General features: G+C 37.2%; 18 protein-coding genes and 5 tRNA genes. 20 read left to right on the top strand and 3 right to left on the bottom strand.

The annotated features are described in order from the left end of the window. The 13 genes from BM012_RS20935 to BM012_RS20995 all read left to right on the top strand — a co-directional run bounded on the left by BM012_RS20935 (nt 1) and on the right by BM012_RS20995 (nt 9,544). Nucleotides 1–76, top strand: a tRNA-Val gene (locus BM012_RS20935). A 23-nt stretch (nt 77–99) separates the two neighbouring features. Beyond that, a tRNA-Thr gene (locus tag BM012_RS20940) sits at nt 100–172 on the top strand. Nucleotides 173–184: 12 nt separating this feature from the next. Further along, a tRNA-Tyr gene (locus BM012_RS20945) sits at nt 185–269 on the top strand. A 49-nt stretch (nt 270–318) separates the two neighbouring features. Further along, nucleotides 319–393 (top strand) — tRNA-Gln (locus BM012_RS20950). Between the two features lie 2 nt (nt 394–395). Beyond that, nucleotides 396–468, top strand: a tRNA-Lys gene (locus BM012_RS20955). A gap of 343 nt (nt 469–811) precedes the next feature. Next, nucleotides 812–1,375 (top strand): RNA polymerase sigma factor SigW, encoded by a 564-nt coding sequence (gene sigW / locus BM012_RS20960; RefSeq protein WP_019395607.1) that lies wholly within the window; start codon nt 812–814, stop codon nt 1,373–1,375. Between the two features lie 12 nt (nt 1,376–1,387). Further along, the gene (locus BM012_RS20965) at nt 1,388–1,993 is read left to right on the top strand and encodes an anti-sigma factor family protein (RefSeq protein ID WP_061802681.1); all 606 of its coding nucleotides are present in this window, start codon (nt 1,388–1,390) and stop codon (nt 1,991–1,993) included. Nucleotides 1,994–2,234: 241 nt separating this feature from the next. Further along, on the top strand, nt 2,235–3,056 hold the full coding sequence (cdaA, locus tag BM012_RS20970) for a diadenylate cyclase CdaA (RefSeq protein WP_061802682.1): 822 nt from the start codon (nt 2,235–2,237) through the stop codon (nt 3,054–3,056). After that, nucleotides 3,049–4,518: a CdaR family protein gene (locus BM012_RS20975; RefSeq protein ID WP_061802683.1), complete on the top strand. Its 1,470-nt coding sequence runs from the start codon at nt 3,049–3,051 to the stop codon at nt 4,516–4,518. Before cdaA ends, BM012_RS20975 begins: the two co-directional genes overlap by 8 nt. Nucleotides 4,519–4,533: 15 nt before the next feature. Then, a complete protein-coding gene (glmM, locus tag BM012_RS20980) occupies nt 4,534–5,883 on the top strand; it encodes a phosphoglucosamine mutase (RefSeq protein WP_061802684.1) in 1,350 nt (449 codons plus the stop codon). A gap of 488 nt (nt 5,884–6,371) precedes the next feature. Beyond that, nucleotides 6,372–8,174 carry a glutamine--fructose-6-phosphate transaminase (isomerizing) gene (gene glmS / locus BM012_RS20985; protein ID WP_061802685.1) on the top strand — a complete coding sequence of 601 codons (1,803 nt, stop codon included), beginning with the start codon at nt 6,372–6,374 and terminating at the stop codon, nt 8,172–8,174. A gap of 283 nt (nt 8,175–8,457) precedes the next feature. Then, nucleotides 8,458–8,892, top strand: a complete 435-nt coding sequence (locus tag BM012_RS20990) for a MarR family winged helix-turn-helix transcriptional regulator (RefSeq protein ID WP_061802686.1) — start codon at nt 8,458–8,460, stop codon at nt 8,890–8,892. 13 nt (nt 8,893–8,905) lie between these two features. Continuing rightward, a complete protein-coding gene (locus BM012_RS20995) occupies nt 8,906–9,544 on the top strand; it encodes a nitroreductase family protein (RefSeq protein WP_061802687.1) in 639 nt (212 codons plus the stop codon). Nucleotides 9,545–10,081: 537 nt separating this feature from the next. Here the strand turns inward: BM012_RS20995 and BM012_RS21000 are convergent. Next, nucleotides 10,082–10,924, bottom strand: a complete 843-nt coding sequence (locus BM012_RS21000; protein ID WP_061802688.1) for an aldo/keto reductase — start codon at nt 10,922–10,924, stop codon at nt 10,082–10,084. Nucleotides 10,925–11,090: 166 nt separating this feature from the next. Between BM012_RS21000 and blaOXA the strand changes: the two genes are divergently transcribed. After that, the gene (gene blaOXA, locus BM012_RS21005; RefSeq protein WP_061802689.1) at nt 11,091–11,894 is read left to right on the top strand and encodes a class D beta-lactamase; all 804 of its coding nucleotides are present in this window, start codon (nt 11,091–11,093) and stop codon (nt 11,892–11,894) included. Between the two features lie 44 nt (nt 11,895–11,938). On the opposite strand, the gene BM012_RS21010 is transcribed toward blaOXA, so the two are convergent. Next, nucleotides 11,939–13,363: an NAD-dependent succinate-semialdehyde dehydrogenase gene (locus BM012_RS21010; protein WP_061802690.1), complete on the bottom strand. Its 1,425-nt coding sequence runs from the start codon at nt 13,361–13,363 to the stop codon at nt 11,939–11,941. 125 nt (nt 13,364–13,488) lie between these two features. On the opposite strand from BM012_RS21010, the gene BM012_RS21015 reads away from it, so the two are divergent. From BM012_RS21015 to BM012_RS21030, 4 genes are all read left to right on the top strand, one after another. Next, complete coding sequence (locus BM012_RS21015; RefSeq protein WP_061802691.1) at nt 13,489–14,349, top strand: LysR family transcriptional regulator; 861 nt, start codon at nt 13,489–13,491, stop codon at nt 14,347–14,349. A 115-nt stretch (nt 14,350–14,464) separates the two neighbouring features. Continuing rightward, nucleotides 14,465–15,250 carry a DUF2628 domain-containing protein gene (locus BM012_RS21020; RefSeq protein ID WP_235606105.1) on the top strand — a complete coding sequence of 262 codons (786 nt, stop codon included), beginning with the start codon at nt 14,465–14,467 and terminating at the stop codon, nt 15,248–15,250. 491 nt (nt 15,251–15,741) lie between these two features. Continuing rightward, nucleotides 15,742–16,737 carry a 2-keto-3-deoxygluconate transporter gene (gene kdgT, locus BM012_RS21025; protein WP_061802754.1) on the top strand — a complete coding sequence of 332 codons (996 nt, stop codon included), beginning with the start codon at nt 15,742–15,744 and terminating at the stop codon, nt 16,735–16,737. Between the two features lie 41 nt (nt 16,738–16,778). Further along, on the top strand, nt 16,779–17,729 hold the full coding sequence (locus BM012_RS21030; protein ID WP_061802755.1) for a sugar kinase: 951 nt from the start codon (nt 16,779–16,781) through the stop codon (nt 17,727–17,729). 43 nt (nt 17,730–17,772) lie between these two features. Here the strand turns inward: BM012_RS21030 and BM012_RS21035 are convergent, their stop codons facing one another. Beyond that, nucleotides 17,773–18,543: an IclR family transcriptional regulator gene (locus BM012_RS21035; protein ID WP_061802692.1), complete on the bottom strand. Its 771-nt coding sequence runs from the start codon at nt 18,541–18,543 to the stop codon at nt 17,773–17,775. Nucleotides 18,544–18,747: 204 nt separating this feature from the next. Here BM012_RS21035 and BM012_RS21040 point away from each other — a divergent pair, with 204 nt between their 5' ends. After that, complete coding sequence (locus tag BM012_RS21040) at nt 18,748–19,587, top strand: aldo/keto reductase (RefSeq protein WP_061802693.1); 840 nt, start codon at nt 18,748–18,750, stop codon at nt 19,585–19,587. Nucleotides 19,588–19,937: 350 nt separating this feature from the next. Then, the gene (locus tag BM012_RS21045; RefSeq protein WP_061802694.1) at nt 19,938–20,639 is read left to right on the top strand and encodes a YjjG family noncanonical pyrimidine nucleotidase; all 702 of its coding nucleotides are present in this window, start codon (nt 19,938–19,940) and stop codon (nt 20,637–20,639) included. Nucleotides 20,640–20,644: the final 5 nt, after the last annotated feature.

Below are 20,644 nucleotides of genomic sequence, written 5' to 3' on the forward strand. Positions count from 1 at the left end.
GGAGGATTAGCTCAGCTGGGAGAGCATCTGCCTTACAAGCAGAGGGTCGGCGGTTCGAGCCCGTCATCCTCCACCATTTAAAAGAATATAGTAACCTATGCCGGTGTAGCTCAATTGGTAGAGCAACTGACTTGTAATCAGTAGGTTGGGGGTTCAAGTCCTCTTGCCGGCATCCTTATTTCTTGGAGGGGTAGCGAAGTGGCTAAACGCGGCAGACTGTAAATCTGCTCCCTCTGGGTTCGGCGGTTCGAATCCGTCCCCCTCCACCATTTTTGTTTAAAACAAAAGAAATTGGGTAAACTACATATAGAATAATATTGGGCTATAGCCAAGCGGTAAGGCAACGGACTTTGACTCCGTCATGCGTTGGTTCGAATCCAGCTAGCCCAGCCAATGAGCCATTAGCTCAGTTGGTAGAGCATCTGACTTTTAATCAGAGGGTCGAAGGTTCGAGTCCTTCATGGCTCATCTTGATTCATTGGAACTTAAAACCGTGAAGATTTTCATATTTTGTGAAAATCTTCACGGTTTTTTATATATTGAAAACGAAGGCTTTCTATATTAACTAATCATATCTTCTTGATTCTATTTTCCCTCTTATTTAAAGGTGGATATTCTTTTGTTCTTTCTTTGGTTTCCTTTTTTTATACATATAAAAGTAGAAATGGGAAAAAATTAAATTTTGTCTCTTTTGTAATATAAAAAATGTTAAAATGTATCATTAGAATGAAAAATATTTGCGGAGAAATGAAACCTTTTAGAAAAAGAATCGTACTACAATTATCCCGCAATGGGCGGAGGTACTCAGGAGATGGATTTGTTTATAAAAAGCAAGATAAAGAAAGTGAAAAAAGGGGATCAGAACGCTTTTGCTGAGGTTGTAGAGTATTATAAAGATAAAATCTATCAGCTTTGCTACAGGATGTTAGGAAATGCTCATGAAGCAGAAGATATGGCACAGGAAGCCTTCTTACGCGCATATGTTAATATTGATAGCTATGATATTAAGCGTAAGTTCTCAACATGGCTTTATCGAATTGCTACAAACCTCTGCATTGACCGCATTCGAAAAAAGAAACCTGATTACTTTCTTGATGCTGAGGTTGCTGGGACTGAAGGACTGAACATGTACTCTCAAATTGCTGCAGATGGAGAGCTCCCAGAAGAAAGTGTAGAAAAACTTGAGCTTCACGAATATGTGCAGCAACAAATTGCCCAGTTGCCTGAAAAATATCGAACAGTTATTATTTTAAAGTATGTAGATGAACTTCCTTTAAAAGAGATTAGCGATATTATGGAGTTACCAATTGGGACAGTGAAAACAAGGATTCATCGTGGACGAGAGGCTTTAAGAAAGAAGCTCCGTCATATGTAAGGGGTGATTGCTATGGAATGTAAAAATGTTTCACTATTTATGCATGAATATCTTGATGGAGATATAGAGGCAGCTGATGAACAGAAGCTAAGAAAACATCTCCAAGAGTGTGAGGAGTGTAGTGAGCATTTTCGTGAGCTGAAACGAACAATTGCTTTTATTCAAAGTACTTCACATGGTAGTGCTCCAGCAAACTTCACGGAAGGAGTCATGAAACGTTTACCTGTAGAGCGTAAACGAGCAAAAGCAAGAAGATGGTTACAAGGCCATCCCCTTCTAACCGCAGCAGCTGTTTTTTTCGTTCTCATGCTTGGAGGAGCACTTTCTAGCTGGTCGAATAACAGTGAGTTCTCTGTGTCAAAACAGGACAACGTTGAAGTGAAAGGACATACGGCAATTGTCCCAGAAGGAAAGACTGTCCAAGGAGATCTTGTTGTGAGGAACGGTAATACTCGTATAGAAGGTAAAGTAAATGGAAGTGTGACCGTCATTAACGGTTCTAATTATCTTGCATCAGCAGGGGAAGTAACTGGCGAGATTAGAGAGTTAGATCAAATGTTTGAATGGTTATGGTACAAAATGAAGTCGACAACAGATAACATTGTGCATGCTTTTTAGAAATTAGGGAAGATGATATAAAAAGGCAGTTATTTTACTACTTTGCCTTTTTTATATCATCTTTTTTTCAACTTGTTAACAACGCTCATATTAATACGTTTTATGATATAATAAAAAAGTTATGAAGCTTTTGAAATCACTATGGTAAAGCATATTAAAGTATTCACAAAACTAAATAAACGAATAATAATTAGACGGTATAAAAAATAGGGTAATGATTATGTAAAGAGGAAGTGAGATCATGCTCTTTGGAGAGCTACCGGTTTTGAATTATGTAGGAAATGTTATCGATGTTCTCCTAGTCTGGTTCGTTATTTATAAAATCATTATGGTAATTCGAGGTACAAAAGCCGTTCAACTTTTGAAAGGGATTACGGTAATTATTGTTGTCCAGTTCTTAAGTAAATTTTTAGGATTGAGAACGCTCGAATGGATTATGGACCAGGCACTTACATGGGGATTCTTAGCAATTATTATCATCTTCCAACCAGAGCTAAGACGTGCTTTAGAACAATTGGGACGCGGGAAGCTCTTTTCTCGAGGCTCGGTTCCTGAAGAAGATGAACAAACAAAAGTAATTGAAGCAGTTGTAAAAGCAACAAGTTATATGGCGAAAAGACGTATTGGTGCTCTTATTTCTATTGAACGTGAAACAGGAATGGGAGATTATATTGAAACAGGAATAGATCTAAAAGCAAAGGTATCATCTGAATTACTAATTAACTTATTCATTCCGAATACCCCGCTGCACGATGGTGCGGTTATTTTACAGCGCAATGAAGTAGCAGCAGCAGCTTGTTATCTTCCACTTTCAGAAAGTCCTTTTATTTCTAAAGAACTAGGAACACGACATCGTGCAGCTGTTGGAATAAGTGAAGTGACAGATAGTATTACGGTAATTGTTTCTGAGGAAACAGGCGGTATTTCTGTGACTAAGAACGGTGAGCTTCATCGTGAATTAACTCCAGATTCTCTTGGTGAAATGCTGACAAGCACACTTATTGGCCAAACGAGATCATCCTCTGGAGCTCGCTGGCAGTGGAGGGGGAAAAGAGATGGATAAACTTATGAATAATCATTGGTTTATGAAAATCATCGCTTTACTATTAGCTTTTATGCTGTATCTATCCGTCACATTAGAAGAAACAGGAAGCAGCAGCTCTCCTTTTAACTCTTCAAGTAGAAGTGGAAGTACAAGCAATGAAGAAACCCAAACCATTCAAGATGTTCCTGTTACAGCTTATTTTGATGATGATAAATACATTGTATCAGGACTGCCTGAAACAGTAGATATTACCTTGAAAGGATCAAAGAGTAACATTAAACTTCAGCGAGATGTGAAAGTATATGCTAACTTAGAAAACTTAAAGCCAGGTAATCATCAAGTTAAACTTCATCATAATATTGACGATGGATTAAGTGTTGAAATTGATCCAAAAACTGTGCAAGTTACAATAGAGGGAAAAGTGTCAAAAAAGTTCCCACTTGAGGTTAGCTTAGCCTCAGACCAGATTAAATCTGGATATGTGGCAGGCACTCCTTCTGTTTCACCTAAAAGCGTTGTTGTAACAGGTGGAAAGTCACAGATTGAATCTATTTCTTCTGTGAAGGCATTAGTTGAAGAAGATGATGCAGATAGCACAATAAAGCAACAAGCCAAAGTTGTAGCTTTTGATCGCAACTTAAATAAACTTAACGTTGATATAAATCCAGAGTTTGTACAAGTTAATATACCAATCAAAAGGGAAAGCAAAAGTGTCCCATTGAAGTTTGAAGCATCTGGAACTCCCAGTGAGGGAGTGGAGGTAACAAGCATCGAACCACAGACAAAAGAAGCTGTTATTTATGGAGATGAAGATGCTTTAAAGAGTGTGAGTGAAATTTCAGAAATTCCTGTTGATGTTAGCGATATTAGAGGTACGGAGACCATAGAGGTGAACGTTCCTTTACCAGAAGGCATCAAGCGAGTAAGTCCTGAAAGTGTAAAAGTCAAAGTTAACACTTCTGAAGGTAGTACAAAGGAAGAAGAAGTTAAGGAAGACGAAAAAGAAACAGCAGAAAAAGAAACAACGAAACCAGAAGAGACTACAACAGAAGAGGAAGAGAAAGAACAGGAGAAGGAAGATGAAGAAGAGACGAATTCAACGAGAACTATTAGTGGTGTCAGTCTCTCAATTGGAGGTCAATCGGACTCTTTTCTTTATCAAATGTTAACTCCATCAAATGGGACAATTAGCATAAGTGCAACAGGACCTAAAGATACAATTCAATCTCTAAGTGCAGGAGATATTAGCGCAAGTGTGAGTGCAAGCGGGTACGAAGCAGGTACATATACATTGCCTATTAGCGTAAGCGGGCCAAGTGGAGTGCAAATCACCCCGAACACGAGCACTGCCAAAGTAGAGATAACAGCTAAAGAACAAGAAGAAGAAGAAGAACCAACACCAGAAGAAGAAGAGCAGCAAGGTGAACAAACAACAAATTACGAACAGCAACAAGAACAAAATCCAGCAAACAGTGAATAAAGGAGAGAATATGAAATGGGTAAATATTTTGGTACAGATGGAGTTCGTGGGGTAGCGAACAGTGAATTAACACCTGAATTAGCCTTTCGGGTAGGACGCTTTGGGGGATATGTCCTAACAAAAGATATGGAGCGACCAAAAGTCCTAATTGGCCGTGATACACGTGTTTCTGGTCATATGTTAGAAGGGGCCCTTGTAGCAGGTCTTCTTTCAATTGGAGCGGAGGTTATGCGTTTAGGCGTTATCTCAACACCAGGAGTAGCATATTTAACAAAAGCAACAGGTGCACAAGCAGGAGTGATGATTTCTGCTTCACATAACCCTGTTCAGGATAATGGCATCAAGTTCTTTGGTTCTGATGGTTTTAAACTTTCAGATGAGCAGGAAGAGGAAATTGAAGCCCTTTTAAATAGTACTGAAGATACATTACCACGTCCAACAGGAGCGGACCTTGGTCAAGTGAATGATTACTTTGAAGGTGGTCAAAAATATCTTCAATACTTGAAGCAGAGTGTTGATGAGGACTTCTCTGATATTCATGTTGCACTTGACTGTGCACATGGAGCAACGTCTTCTCTAGCTGCTCATCTTTTCGCAGATCTAGAAGCAGAAATTTCAACAATGGGAGCTTCTCCGAACGGTACGAACATTAATGATGGAGTTGGATCTACACATCCTGAAGTGCTTGCTGAATTCGTAAAAGAAAAAGGTGCTGACGTGGGACTTGCTTTTGATGGAGACGGAGATCGTTTAATTGCTGTTGACGAAAAAGGGCAGATTGTTGATGGAGACCAAATCATGTATATCTGTGCAAAATATTTAAATGAGCAAGGCATGCTGAACGAAGGTACTGTTGTATCCACAGTAATGAGTAACCTTGGCTTCTATAAAGCACTTGAAGAGCATAGCGTAAAAAGTGTAAAAACTGCGGTAGGAGATCGCTATGTTGTCGAAGAGATGAAGAAGAATGGATACAACTTAGGAGGAGAGCAGTCAGGACATATTATTTTCCTTGACTACATTTCAACAGGAGATGGAATGCTTTCTGCTATCCAGCTTGTGAATATTATGAAGGTAACCAAAAAGTCACTTTCAGAGCTTGCTAGTGAAATGAAGAAATTCCCGCAAATCCTACAAAATGTTCGTGTAACAGATAAGCATAATGTAACATCTAATGAAAAAGTAAAAAATATTATTGAAGAAGTAGAGCAAGAAATGGGAGACAATGGCCGTGTACTTGTAAGACCTTCTGGTACAGAACCATTAGTGCGCGTAATGGTAGAAGCTCCTACAGATAAAGAATGTAAAGAATACGTAGATCGCATTGTAAAAGTTGTTGTAGACGAAATGGGTCTAGACGCTTAATCCTTTATGCATAGGAAGTGGAACGTTTTCACTTCTTATGCATATTTTTATTAATGTCTGATACTTTATGGTAGATGACAAGCCTGTTATACAGTTGTAAATATCGTCATAAAATGCTTAACAGGAGGGATGAGTAAAGGGTTTTAACCTGTAAAAAAACAATTTTGAAAAATTGTTCACAAAATTTTAATTGACGGTTTTTTTGGACTATTGTAATATAAAGCTGTTCGTCTCTTAAATATGGAAAAAGAGGCAACGCTACATTTAACGTATTTATAAAAGCGCCTGAACTAAGCAAAGAGACGGAACTGTTGCTTAGTTGACGAGGAGGAGGTTTATCGATATTTCGGCGGATGCCTCCCGGCTGAATGTGACCACAGCCGTAATTTTCTTGTCTAAATCAGCGAGGTGACTCGTTGGACAACGACAGAAAAGTGGTTTCTTTTGTATTTAAACTTGTTCGGTTTAACTTAAGGAGGAAAAAGTTTATGTGTGGAATTGTCGGCTATATTGGAACTCAAGATTCAAAAGAAATTTTATTACGTGGATTAGAAAAACTTGAATATCGTGGCTATGATTCAGCAGGTATTGCTGTAATCGGAGACAACGGTGTTCAACTTTTTAAAGAAAAAGGACGTATTGCGAAATTACGTGACGCAGTTGATTATGACGTAGTAGCACCAGCTGGAATTGGTCATACACGTTGGGCAACACACGGAGAGCCAAGTAAATTAAATGCTCACCCTCATAAAAGTACTTCAGGTCGTTTTACATTAGTGCATAACGGCGTTATCGAGAACTATTCACTATTAAAAAATGAATACTTACAAGATGTAACATTTGTAAGTGATACAGATACAGAAGTTATCGTGCAACTTGTTGAAAAATTTGCAAACGAAGGATTAGATGTTGATGCAGCTTTCCGTAAGACAGTAGGTCTTTTACATGGTTCATATGGTTTAGCTCTTATCGATGAAAAAGACCCTGATACTATTTTTGTAGCAAAAAACAAAAGCCCACTTCTTGTTGGTCTTGGTGATGGATTTAATGTTGTAGCAAGTGATGCAATGGCAATGTTACAAGTAACAGACCAATATTTAGAGCTTATGGATAAGGAAGTTGTTATTGTTCGTCGTGATAATGTAACAATTGAAACGTTAGAAGGCGAAATCATGGAACGTAAGCCTTACACAGCTCTAATTGACGCAAGTGACATTGAAAAAGGAACATATCCTCACTATATGCTAAAAGAAGTTGATGAGCAGCCTGGTGTTATTCGTAAAATTATTAGCGAATACCAAGATGCTAACAACGAGCTTAAAATTGATGAAGATATCTTAAAAGCAATGAACGAAGCAGATCGTCTTTACATCGTTGCATGCGGAACAAGCTACCATGCAGGTCTTGTTGGTAAGCAGTTCATTGAGCAATGGGCCAAAGTTCCTGTAGAAGTTCACGTGGCAAGTGAGTTCTCATACAATATGCCGCTTCTTTCTGAAAAGCCGTTATTTGTCTTTATCTCTCAAAGTGGAGAAACAGCAGACAGCCGTTCAGTACTTGTTCAAGTAAAAGAAATGGGCCATAAAGCTCTTACTATTACAAACGTACAAGGTTCAACACTTTCTCGTGAGGCAGATTACACGCTTCTTCTTCATGCAGGTCCTGAGATTGCTGTAGCTTCTACAAAAGCATACACAGCACAACTAGCTGTTCTATCTATTCTTTCAGCTGTTACAGCTAAATCAAAAGGAATTGAGCTTGGTTTTGATTTCTTACAAGAACTTGCTATTGCAGCAAACGCAATCGAAACACTTTGCGATGATAAAGAAGAAATGGAAAAAATCGCACGTGAATTCCTATCAACAACTCGTAATGCTTTCTTTATCGGCCGTGCAGTTGACTACTATGTAGGTCTTGAAGGATCACTAAAACTTAAAGAAATTTCTTATATTCAAGCAGAAGGTTTTGCTGGTGGAGAACTTAAACATGGTACAATCGCTCTTATTGAGAACGGTACACCTGTTATTGCTCTAGCAACGCAAGCACATGTAAATTTAAGTATCCGTGGTAACGTGCAAGAAGTAGCAGCTCGTGGTGCTAATCCTTGTATCATTTCTATGGAAGGCTTGCAAACAGAAGAAGACCGTTATGTTCTTCCTGCTGTACATGAAACACTTGCACCGCTTGTAGCAGTTATTCCTCTTCAGCTTATTGCGTACTATGCAGCATTACACCGCGATTGTGATGTTGATAAGCCACGTAACTTAGCAAAATCTGTTACAGTTGAGTAAGACAGTTTTATAAATAAAAACATAAAAGCCGAGGCTGAATTCAGTCTCGGCTTTTTTTATTGCCGAAGATATTTAAAATTATACTATTATCAACTAAGCCCACTATATCTGCGGTCTCTGATCTCATGATTCAGTTTTTTACGAATTGAGATAAAGGAGATAGAACAAAATAAAAACTACCATAAACAAAACACTTGCCAAAAAGAAAAGTAAGGTGTATATTATTGATGCATCAATAATTGATGTATCAATAAATTCATTTGGAAGAAAGAAGGGATAATTTTTGACAACAAGGTGTTCACAAGAAGGGGAAATTTTATATCAACTACACTATTTGAGCAAAGTGATTGGCCTGAAGTTTGAAGAGTGTACTGGTGTTAGCCAATCTCGATTAGAATTGCTAACATTGCTTTATCAAGTGGATGAAATCAGTCAAAGTGACCTTCAAAAAAAGGTGAATATTGATGGGGCTGCTATTACAAGACACGTCAAACAGCTTGAGACCAAAGGAATGGTATCAAGAAGAAGAAAACCTGAAGATAACCGGATAACGCTTGTTAAGTTATCGAACCAAGGACGAGAACGAATCGAGTCTTACAAGAAAGAGAAAGAGCGTTTCATGGAGGAAATGCTTGTTAATATTAGCACAGAAGAACGTAATGTGCTTCTTCATTTACTATCACAAATGAAAAAAAATATAGAAAATATTAAAGCATAGAGGAGTTTTACAGATGGGAACTACAGTAAAAACGAACAATTTTATGAAAATTATGAAAGAACGCCGATCTATACGTAACTATGATCCAACAGTTAAAATCAGCAAAGAAGAAATGACTGAAATATTAGAAGAAGCAACTACAGCACCTTCTTCAGTTAACGCGCAGCCATGGCGTTTTCTTGTTATTGAAAGTGAAGAAGGAAAAGAAAAGCTTGCGAAGCTAGCCAAATTTAATCAATCACAAGTTACTACTTCATCTGCAGTTATCGCAGTATTTGCAGACATGCAAAATGCTGACTATATCGAAGAGATTTACTCAAAAGCCGTTGAGCTTGGATATATGCCACAAGAAGTTAAAGAAAGACAGGTACAAGCTTTAACTGCGCATTTTGAGAAGCTGCCAGCACAAGACAACCGTGAAACAATTCTAATTGACGCAGGACTTGTTTCAATGCAGTTAATGCTAACAGCTCGTGCCCATGGATACGATACAAATCCAATTGGAGGCTATGAAAAAGAAAATATTGCTGAAGTTTTTGGAATAGAAAAAGAGCGCTATGTACCTGTTATGCTTTTATCAATTGGAAAGTCAGTTGATGAAGGATACGCTTCATATCGTTTCCCTATTGATAAAATTACACAGTGGAAATAATACAATTTTACATTAGAAAATAGTAATGATTGTTTATTTAAGATTCATATGCATTTGAAGATTACAAAACGTTCTCCTAAATATATTAGGTATTCAAGAAAGCACGAATATCTAGTCCAATAAATAGAAAAAGAGCAGACACATTTATAAATTTAGGGCTATTTAATCAGAATCCATTTTGAAAAATCTTTTTTAAAGTGGATTCTTTTTATTTACTATAGAGGGTAAGTTGTGAGAGGTTTTTAGCTGACTCTAAAGTTAGTAGTTAAGGAAATAGTATGTATACACTTATTAGCATCGTGCAGTTGCTTGGATTCTTCTTTATCTTTTACACTGTTTCATCTTATATATTTTCATTTAGAGAACTTATATATTATAGGACCTTATCTGTTATTGTTGGACTTAGTTTTTCAGCTTTTATGGGTGTATAGGGTGCTTTGCTTTTATTGATACTGTTTGTTTGGGCTGCTTATTATAAGAAACATCGTCAGTTTTCATTAAAAAACCTTGCTTCTCACAAAGCAAGGTTTTTCGATATTAAAATTCCTCATATACAGCAGGATCTTGATCGTTAATTCTTCCATCTGGACGAGAAAGGGAAGCAATTTGTTTCATATCTTTTTCATCAAGAGAAAAGTCAAAGATAGAAATATTCTCAAGCTGGCGCTCGGGAGAGGCTGACTTCGGAATAGGAATTGCTCCTAGCTGATAGTGCCAGCGCAAAATAACTTGAGAGATCGTTTTGTTGTGCTTCTCGGCAATGTGGGCAAGTTGATCGTTATGAAGCACATCACTCGCACGAGATAAAGGACTCCATGATTCTGTTTTTATATTCTGTTCTTCATGCCATTTATGTTGGTATTCCTGATTAAAAGCAGGATGAAGTTCAATTTGATTTATACTTGGCTTCACACCTGTTTCACGTTCAAGTCGTTCAATATGTTCAGGTAAGAAATTGCAAACCCCGATTGAGCGGATAAGGCCCCATTTTTTAGCTTCAATTAGTGCTTGCCATGCTTCTACATAGTGATCTTGTTTTGGATTTGGCCAGTGAATAAGATATAAATCATAGTAATCCAAGTTAGCTCTGTATAGGGACTCTTGAATTGTTGTAACAGCTTTATCATATTCATGATAACGACCAGGAAGTTTGGATGTAATTCTTAACTGTTCTCTTGGAATGGAGCTACGGCGAATTGCTTCCCCAACAGTTCCTTCATTCTCATAGTTATAAGCAGTATCAATTAGGCGGTATCCAATGTCAATAGCACCCTTAATCGCATTAGATCCCACATTTCCATTAAGAGCGTATGTACCAAAACCAATAGCAGGGATTGTTGTACCATCATTAAGCGTAACTTCTGGAATGGATTTCCTCATTATGAATCACTCCTTTTACATTTACTTTAACACTTTTTGGACAATTGAAACAATTTCAAAGATTTATTATGGTAATGTTATGAACTTAATAGGGTTTTGTCATCTTCATAATAGAGAAAAATTGGTAAGATGAGTGTGGAATTAATTTTAGTGAGGTGGAGTGGAGATGAAGAAACTAATTAGTTATGTTACTGTTTTCTTGCTTGTTTGTAGTACTGTGACAGTTTTTCTTGGACAACCTTCTCAAAGGGTACATGCGGCAAAGAATTCAAATGTAAAAGAGTTTAATGTTGAAGAGTTTTTTAATGATAAAAACGGTACATTTGTACTCCGAGATATGAAAACTGGAAAAACACTTTTTTATAACAAAGAGAGAGCTCAAACAAGATTTGCCCCGCAATCTACATTCAAAATTCCAAATTCACTTATCGGCCTGCAAGTTGGAGCTGTAAGGGATGAATATGATATTAAATATTGGGATGGAGAAAAGCGTGAGATTGAAGAGTGGAACCGAGACCATACGCTTGGATCTGCTTTGCGTTATTCAGTTGTTTGGTATTATCAAGAGATGGCTCGTGATATTGGAAACGACCGAATGAAAGAGTGGATAGAGAAAATATCTTATGGGAATAAGGATATTAGCGGCGGAATTGATCAGTTTTGGTTAAGTAGCTCCCTTAGAATCTCACCACTAGAGCAAGTGAATTTTATAGAAAAACTGTACAAAGAAGAGCTTCCATTTGATTTAGATGTAATGAGAACTGTAAAACGAATGATGGTTCAAAAAGAAGGAAGAAATTACACCATCCATGCGAAAACAGGTCAAGGAAATGAACTAGGATGGTATGTTGGGTATGTTGAAAGAGAAGGACATGACTATGCATTTGCCGTTAATCTTAACGGTACATCTGCAGAAGCTAAGCAGATTACAGAAGAAGTATTGAAGAAGTACAATATAATCAAAGAATAAGAAAAAGGGTAAGAAGCTAGCTGCTTCTTACCCTTTTATATGAATTAAAGACCTGTTGAAATATATTTTACTTCAAGATAGTCTTCAATACCGTAATGACTTCCTTCACGTCCAAGTCCACTTTCTTTAAAGCCTCCGAATGGAGCTTGTGCAGTAGACGGTGAACCATCATTTACACCAACAATTCCATATTCAAGTTCTTCAGAAATATATGTTGCTTCTTTTAAATCTTGAGTAAACACATAGCCTGCTAAGCCATATGGGCTGTTATTTGCACGTTCAACAGCTTCTTCTGCTGTTTTAAATGTTACGATTGGTGCAAGTGGCCCAAAAGTTTCTTCAAACATACATTTCATATCTTCTGTTACGTTTGTGATAACAGTCGGTTCCATAAAAGAGCCGCCTTTATCTGTAATAGCATTTCCACCTACAAGCACCTTAGCTCCTTTTTCAGTTGCGTCTTTAATTTGAGCAATTACTTTATCAACAGCTTTTTGATTAATAAGTGGCCCCACATTTGTATCTTTTTCAAGGCCGTTTCCAACTTTAATTTCTTTCACTTTTGCAACGAATTTCTCTATGAATTCTTCTGCAATGTTTTCGTGCACAAAAATACGGTTTGGACAAATGCAAATTTGACCTGCATTAGAGAATTTAGCAGTAGCTAATCCTTGTACAGCAGCATCAATATCAGCATTCTCCGTTACGATAAATGGAGCATGTCCACCAAGTTCAAGAGAAAGTTTTTTCACTGTATCAGCAGCACCACGCATTAAATGTTTACCAACAGCTGTTGAACCTGTGAATGTTAACTTGCGAATACGGCCATCTTTTTGCCATGTATCACCGATCGCAGCTGCATCACCTGTTACAACGTTAATAACGCCGTTTGGAACACCAGCTTCTTCTGCAAGTTCTGCGAGACGGAACGCTGTAAATGGTGTTTCTTCAGACGGTTTTACAACAATTGTGCATCCTGCTGCAAGAGCTGGAGCAATTTTGCGTGTAATCATAGCAGCTGGGAAGTTCCAAGGAGTAATCGCTGCAACAACACCAACAGGTTGTCTTTTTACCGTAATACGTTTGTTAGGATGACTTGCTGGAATTGTTTCACCGTAAAGACGTTGACCCTCAGCAGCAAACCAAGCGATATAATCATTTCCATAGGCAATTTCACCTTTTGCTTGAGCTAATGGTTTCCCTTGTTCTGTTGTCATAATTTTAGCAAGGTTGTCCGTATCTTTCTCAATTAATTCATGCCATTTCATTAAAATTGCACTACGTTCTTTTGCTGTTTTTTTAGACCATGTTTTAAAAGCTTTATGAGCAGCATCAGCAGCAGCTTTTGCCTCCTGCGCTCCTGCATTTGGAATATTCCCAATAACTTCATTTGTAGCAGGGTTAATAACATCTATTGTTTTTTCTACTGTTGACCATTTTCCATCAATATATAATTTATTTGGATACATTGTACATCCTCCTAAGTATGAATAAGTCTTGTTGTTATCTACATTATCTACACTAGCACCATTTTTGCTTTGGGGGAACTTCCCTTATATACTAAGGGTATAACCAAATGTTATAGGTGATAAAAATGAGAACAGAATGGCTTCAATCTTTTATAGAAACAGCTAAAAAAAAAAGCTTAAGCAAAGCAAGCGAGGCTTTGCATATGACACAGCCTGCACTTAGCAAGCAAATGAAAAAACTAGAAAATGATTTAGGTGCAACCTTATTTATTCGCTCAGCTTCAGGAGTTGAGCTCACGAAAGCAGGAGAAATTTTGTTTCGGGAAAGTGAGGACATCTTGTCTAAAGTGCATGCCGTTGAAAGAAGCATTAGAGCTTCTGAAGAGCAAAGGAACATTACTATTGGAACATGGCAAAGCATGGCGGCTTTTTATTTACCATATAAGCTAGCACTAGCTAACGATGAAAAGTCTCACATTGATATTAAGATTGGGCATCACTATAAAGATCTGCTAACGCAGCTAGACCATAATGAAATTGATGCTGCTCTTTTTGATGACCGAGCAATTCAACATTCGCATTGGAGTAAGGGATTACTAAAGGAGCCCTTTTATCTTTTTGTGAATGAACAACATCCGCTTGCTGGGAAAAAGAGCGTGTCTTTTTCCGAATTTCAGCAAGAGAAGATTGTTGTTCTCCCTTCAGGATGTGATGTAAGAACGCTTGTGGAGAAAGAATATGAGCATCATGGCATCAATCTTAGAATTAGCAGTGAAATCGAGTTTGCTCAGAGCATTATCGGTTTTATTTCTGCAAACTTAGGCATTTCTATCCTCCCGGAAATTTTCACGAAAGATATTGGACGTTCAAATATTAAGGCTCTTCCAATTGAGGATTTTCATCTTCAAAGAGAAACGTCTTTGATAACAAAAAACCCAGACATAGGGAAAAAACTTTATAAGTTATTCTTTAGTCCAGGCGTTTGACCCCGTTATTCCACCTGAAAATAAGGAGGGTTTCTTTAGGAGGAAATGCTATCAAAACAGTAATATTCATGTATAATGATAGGGCTATGATTTTCTATTAGATGGAAGAGGAGAAATGGAAATAATGTTGGATGAAGATATCATAAAAGAGCCTGTGTCATTTGAAGAGCAGCATCAAGTGGTTCGTAGAAACACAGGATTCTACGACTTGAAATGGGCTAAAAAGTTTGACCCAGCAAGCGGTTTTTCATGGAACTGGGCGGCTTTTTTTCTAAATACATTATGGTTTGCATATCGAAAAATGTACAAACAATTCTACATCTTTTGTGGCCTTGAACTTATTTGGTTTTCTTTATCTTTTTTAGTTGAAATCCCACTATGGTCAGATGTTGTATTTTATCTGATTTGCTCACTTGTTATTGGCATGTGTGCTAATGGTTGGTATTACAAACAAGTGATGAACATTTTATCAAAAGCAGAAGAACTGCCTGAAATAAGAAGAGAAGCTTATTTTCAAACAAAAGGTGGTACACATATTGGAGTTGCTCTTGGGCTAACAGCTCTGGCTATTGCTATGTTTCTAGGGACAGGTACTTGTCTGTCTTATGTACCAACAAAAGCGAATGTAAAATCAATTGTCAGTTCTAGTGACGAAGGGATAACGCTTGAAGCTTATAATGATGATTCAAAGTGGACGTATGTAGAAAAAAGAGGACGTCATTATGTTGTTGAATTCTCGGGGTATGATTATGCTGAAAAAGAAAATGTCCTTATTACATTTAACGTTTACTTAGATAAACAGTTATATGAATGGAAGGATATTTATATTGATGGGAAGAAACTAAATCAAGACGATGCATATGATTATGAAACATGGATTGAAGATAATTCATCTTGGTAAACGTTGAATATAAAAAAAAGTCAGTGCAAAAAAGCCCTGGCTTTTTTTATATTGAATCTTCTAATAATTTTAACTATAAGCTAGATATTTAAAAATGAAAGCGCTATAATTGTATTATGGAACGACGTATCATAATGCGGAACAAAAATTGTGTTTGGATATTATTTTTTTGAAAGCGCTTTATAAAATGTATCTTGCAATTCACTTCTATATTCAAGAAATCACTAGAAGTAAGGAGAGGAGAAAAATGATAGAGCCTTAATAGATGTTTTGCTAGTAGAAAAGAGTGATGACCCTACATTTGTTACGGGCAATCATAATCATATGTTGTTATAACAAGGAAATTAAAGATTCGTTCATCCGAAGTTGTAGAAACCGTCATTTATCTAAAAGAAACCTTATACGAACATTCTCCCTAGAAAAGCATCACGTCTAAAATCTTAATTTCCTAATGTTTACCCCTATTAAAAAGAAGAGTGAGGTAAATGATGATGAAAATGATGAAGACGATTGAAAAGATTCCTGGTGGTCTTATGCTTGTGCCGCTTTTTCTTGGAGCTGTTATCCACACATTTGCACCGAAATCTGGTGAATATTTTGGGTCCTTTACAAATGGATTAATGACAGGTACTGTTCCAATCTTAGCTGTTTGGTTCTTCTGCATGGGAGCGGGAATCAATATAAAGGCTACAGGGATAGTTCTTAGAAAATCTGGTACACTCGTTCTCACAAAAATTGCTGTTGCTTGGGTTGTAGCGGTGATTGCCGCTTTGCTTATTCCAGATGGAGGAGTTCAATCAGGCTTCTTTACAGGGCTTTCCGTGCTTGCTTTAGTTTCGATGATGGATATGACAAACGGGGGGCTTTATGCATCAATTATGCAACAATACGGGACGAAAGAAGAAGCAGGTGCATTTGTATTAATGTCGCTTGAGTCAGGTCCTCTTGTTACAATGCTTATTCTTGGTACAACAGGACTGGCTGCATTTGAACCACAGACGTTTGTTGGAGCTGTTTTACCTTTCTTAATTGGTTTTGTGCTTGGAAATATAGACAATGATTTTCGAACCTTTTTTAGTAAAGCGACACATACAATGATTCCATTCTTCGGTTTTGCCCTAGGAAATACGATAGATCTTGGCGTAATTGTAGAAACAGGACTTCTTGGGATTGTGATGGGACTGCTTGTTATTGTTGTGACAGGAGTTCCACTCATGCTGGCAGACAAGTTTATCGGAGGAGGAAACGGTACAGCAGGAGTTGCGGCATCAAGTACGGCAGGAGCAGCTGTTGCAAATCCGATGATTATCGCAAGTATTAAACCAGAATTTATGCCCGTAGCTCAATCTGCTACAGCTCTTGTTGCCGCTTCCGTTATTGTTACATCCATTCTAGTTCCTATTATCACCGCATATTGGGCGAAATATATGAATAAGAAAAAAGGAGCATCTGTTGGAGAGCAAACAAACAATACAAGCGCTCTATAAGCAATATTAGGTCTTTCAGTTAAAGGGAGGTTTTAATGAAGATGAGTAGAATCTTAACAGTAGGAGAGCCAATGGCTTTATTTGTTGCAGAGAAGGAAGGGCCACTAGAAGATGTTGAGTATTTTAGTCGGCATGTAGCAGGTGCTGAAGTAAACTTCTCAATTGGGATGGCTCGTTTAGATCACAGTGTGACATATATTACGAAGCTAGGGAAAGATCCATTTGGAACATATATCGAGAAGTTTCTTAAACATAATGGAATTAATACATCACTTATTCAATATGAACAACAGTATTCAACAGGCATGCAGTGGAAGCAGAAAGTAAAAAGTGGCGATCCTGATGTTTTCTCAGCTCGAAAAAATTCTGCTGCTTCTCATATGGATACTGATACTCTTAAAAATTTAGACTTAGCAAGTTTTGATCATCTTCATTTAACAGGGATTCCTCCTGCTTTATCTTTAGGATGTCGAGAGATGGTTTTTGAGCTTATTAAATCAGCTAAGGCAAAAGGAGTTCAAATTTCATATGACACAAATTTGCGTTATGGTCTTTGGGACAGTCAGGATGAAATGATTAAAATCATTAACGAGCTTGCTTTTCAGGCTGATATTATCTTCCCGGGAATTGAGGAAGGAAGAATTTTGACAGGAAAAGAAAATGAACAAGATATTGCTAACTTCTATCACCAGGAAGGAGTACAAACAGTTGTTATTAAGCTTGGACCGAAGGGAGCTTTTACAAGTTCTCAAGGTAAATCTTTTTATATAGATGGTTTTCCTGTTAAAGAAGTGGTAGATACAGTAGGAGCAGGAGATGCTTTTGCTGTAGGAGTTGTAAGTGCTTTGTTAGAAGAGCAACCTTTAGATGAAGCTATAAAGCGAGGAACCGTAACAGGAGCGCTTGCTGTTATGTCGTCGGGAGATAATGAAGGGCTTCCTTATAGGGGAGAGCTTGATAAAGTAATGAAAGATTCGCTAGCTCAGTCATAGCTTCCTAGATAAAAAGGCATTCTCGCCTTTTGAGAATGCCTTTTTATTTATAAGTGCCTTGATAACCTAAACTTTTTGAAATGTCCTTTGTATATTGTTTCACTTTATCAATAAGGTTGCTTTGGATAGCTTCCTCTGTCACTCTATTGCTTGGGCCTGAGATGCTGAAGCTTGCAACAATATGTCCTGTATGATCATAGATGGGAGCTGCAATACATCTTATAACAGCTTCATTTTCAGCATTGTCTAACGCATAACCTTGCTTGTTCACTTGTTTAATTTCAGCTAGCAAAGCTTCTTTTGAAGTGATAGTTGTAGGCGTTTTGGGGATGAATTCAGTATGAGCAAGAATCTCATTTATGCGCTCTTCATTCATATCAGATAAGAGTACTTTTCCAACACCTGTGCAGTAAACAGGTGCTCTACTGCCAATACGAGAATACATTTGCACAGCCTGATTGCTTTCAATTTTATCAATATAAAGAACTTCTCCGTTATCTTCTATACATAAATGAATGGTCTCATTTACTTCCTGACCGAGTTTTCTTAGATAAGGTCTTGCAACGTTCACAATGCTTGAATCGTTCAGTAAATTTCGAGAAAGAAAGAGTACTTGAAGTCCAAGCTTATACTTATCTGTTTCTTCATCTTTCACAACGTAGTTCAAGTTAGATAAGGTTGCCAGAAGGCGGTGAAGCGTACTTTTAGTTAATCCCACTTGTTCAGCTAGGCGAGTGATTTGAATTCCTTCTGGATATTCAGAAAGTTTATTTAAAATAGTCAGAGCTCGTTCAACGGATTGAACATTTGGCATTGTATTCTACCTCTTTTATAGTTGGTATTGTACTTGCTAGTTCTAGTCTTATGATGTTTCAAGCTATTCTTTCCTTTATGATAAAGTATGGAAATAACTTTGTAAATTTTATTATAGGAGGTGAGGAGATTCAGAAGTGTGGAATATGTTAACTTGTAAGAATTTGGGGTAAAGAAAAATATAAAAATCTAGGAGGAATAAAAGATGCCAAATAGCTTAAAAGACACAACAACACTACATAACGGTGTGAAAATGCCGTGGATGGGACTTGGAGTTTTCAAAGTAGAAGAAGGAGAAGAAGTTGTAGAATCTGTAAAAGCGGCGCTAAAGAATGGATATATTAGCATTGATACAGCAGCTATCTATGGAAACGAAGAAGGAGTCGGAAAAGCCATTAAGGAATCTGGAATTCCTCGTGAAGATCTTTTTATAACAACAAAGCTCTGGAACAGTGAGCAAGGGTATGAGAAGACATTAAAAGCTTTTGAGACAAGTATGAAAAAACTTGGTCTTGATTATCTTGATCTTTATTTGATTCACTGGCCTGGAAAAGATAAATATAAAGACACATGGAAAGCTTTTGAGAAACTTTATAAAGACGGAAAAATTCGCGCTATTGGTGTAAGTAACTTTCAAGTTCACCATTTAGAAGATTTAATGAGTGAAGCAGAAGTGAAACCAATGGTTAATCAAGTTGAATTTCATCCACATTTGACTCAAAAAGAGCTTCTATCTTTTTGTAAAGAACAAGGAATTGCCCTTGAAGCATGGTCACCTTTAAAACAGGGACAGCTTCTTGATGAGCCTTTATTAAAAGAAATTGCAGAGAAGTACAACAAGTCTGTTGCACAAGTTATTTTGCGCTGGGATCTTCAACATGGAGTTATTACTATTCCAAAGTCCACAAAAGAGCATCGAATTATTGAGAACGCTGATGTTTTTGATTTTGAGCTTTCTCAAGAGGAAGTAGAGAAGATTGATCGCTTAAACCAAGACAGTCGTGCTGGATCACATCCAGACACATTAACAAAGGGATTTGAATAAGGGAAAAACAGACTAGACAAAAGCGTCTAGTCTGTTTTTTTACAGGCCTTCTCTCAACATAATCCACATTTAAATAGTCAGCCTTTAAAATTGAGAGAAGTTCATCGAGTGGCATCTTAAGAGAAGATTTATTAAAAGTAAATGAATTAAAAGAGAATGATCATATTGGGTATAGGGATTTACTTAAAACCCCAATTCCGATGTTAAATACACCTATTCCAGCTTATTTTCCATATTAATAAGAAACTATAATACCCCTCTTTTCTAAAGGGAGGGGTATTATAGTTTTCAAAACTTTTATCTTCTGTTCTAATAAGAGAGTACATAATAAACAAACTGGAGATGGGAACATGAAGGCATATAAAACACTTTTATTTGATGTAGATGAAACACTGTTAGACTTTAAAGCAGCTGAAAAACAGGCGCTATCTCTTCTTTTCAAAGAACAAGGCTTTCCTTTAACAGAAGACGTAAAAGTTCGCTATAAGGAGATTAATGACCGCCTTTGGCAAGCATATGAGAGCGGAGAATTAGCACGTGATGAAGTTGTCAACACAAGGTTCTCACTTTTGTTAAAGGAGTACGGAAAAGAAGCTGATGGAGCACGTCTACAAGAGAGTTACAAAAGTTATTTAGAACAAGGACACGACCTGATTGATGGAGCTTTTTCTTTAATTGAAAAACTCTCCAATTACTACGATTTGTACGTTGTTACGAATGGCATTTCTTCAACCCAGTATAAACGGCTCAAGGACTCGAAGCTTTATCCATTTTTTAAAGATATTTTTGTTTCTGAAGATACAGGATTTCAGAAGCCAATGAAAGAATACTTTAACTATGTATTTAAAAGAATACAAGGACATAATTTAGCGCAGACGTTAATTATTGGTGATTCACTGAGTGCAGATATTAAAGGCGGGCTTGCAGCCGGGATTGATACATGTTGGTTTAATCGGGATGGAAAACATAATAAAGGAATTGTTCCAACATACGAAATCGCAAAGCTTGATGAGTTATATAATCTACTTTTAACGAGTCCTTCTGTGCGGTAAGGAGT

The organism is Priestia endophytica DSM 13796 (genome assembly GCF_900115845.1).
Taxonomy (GTDB): Bacteria; Bacillota; Bacilli; order Bacillales; family Bacillaceae_H; genus Bacillus_I; species Bacillus_I endophytica.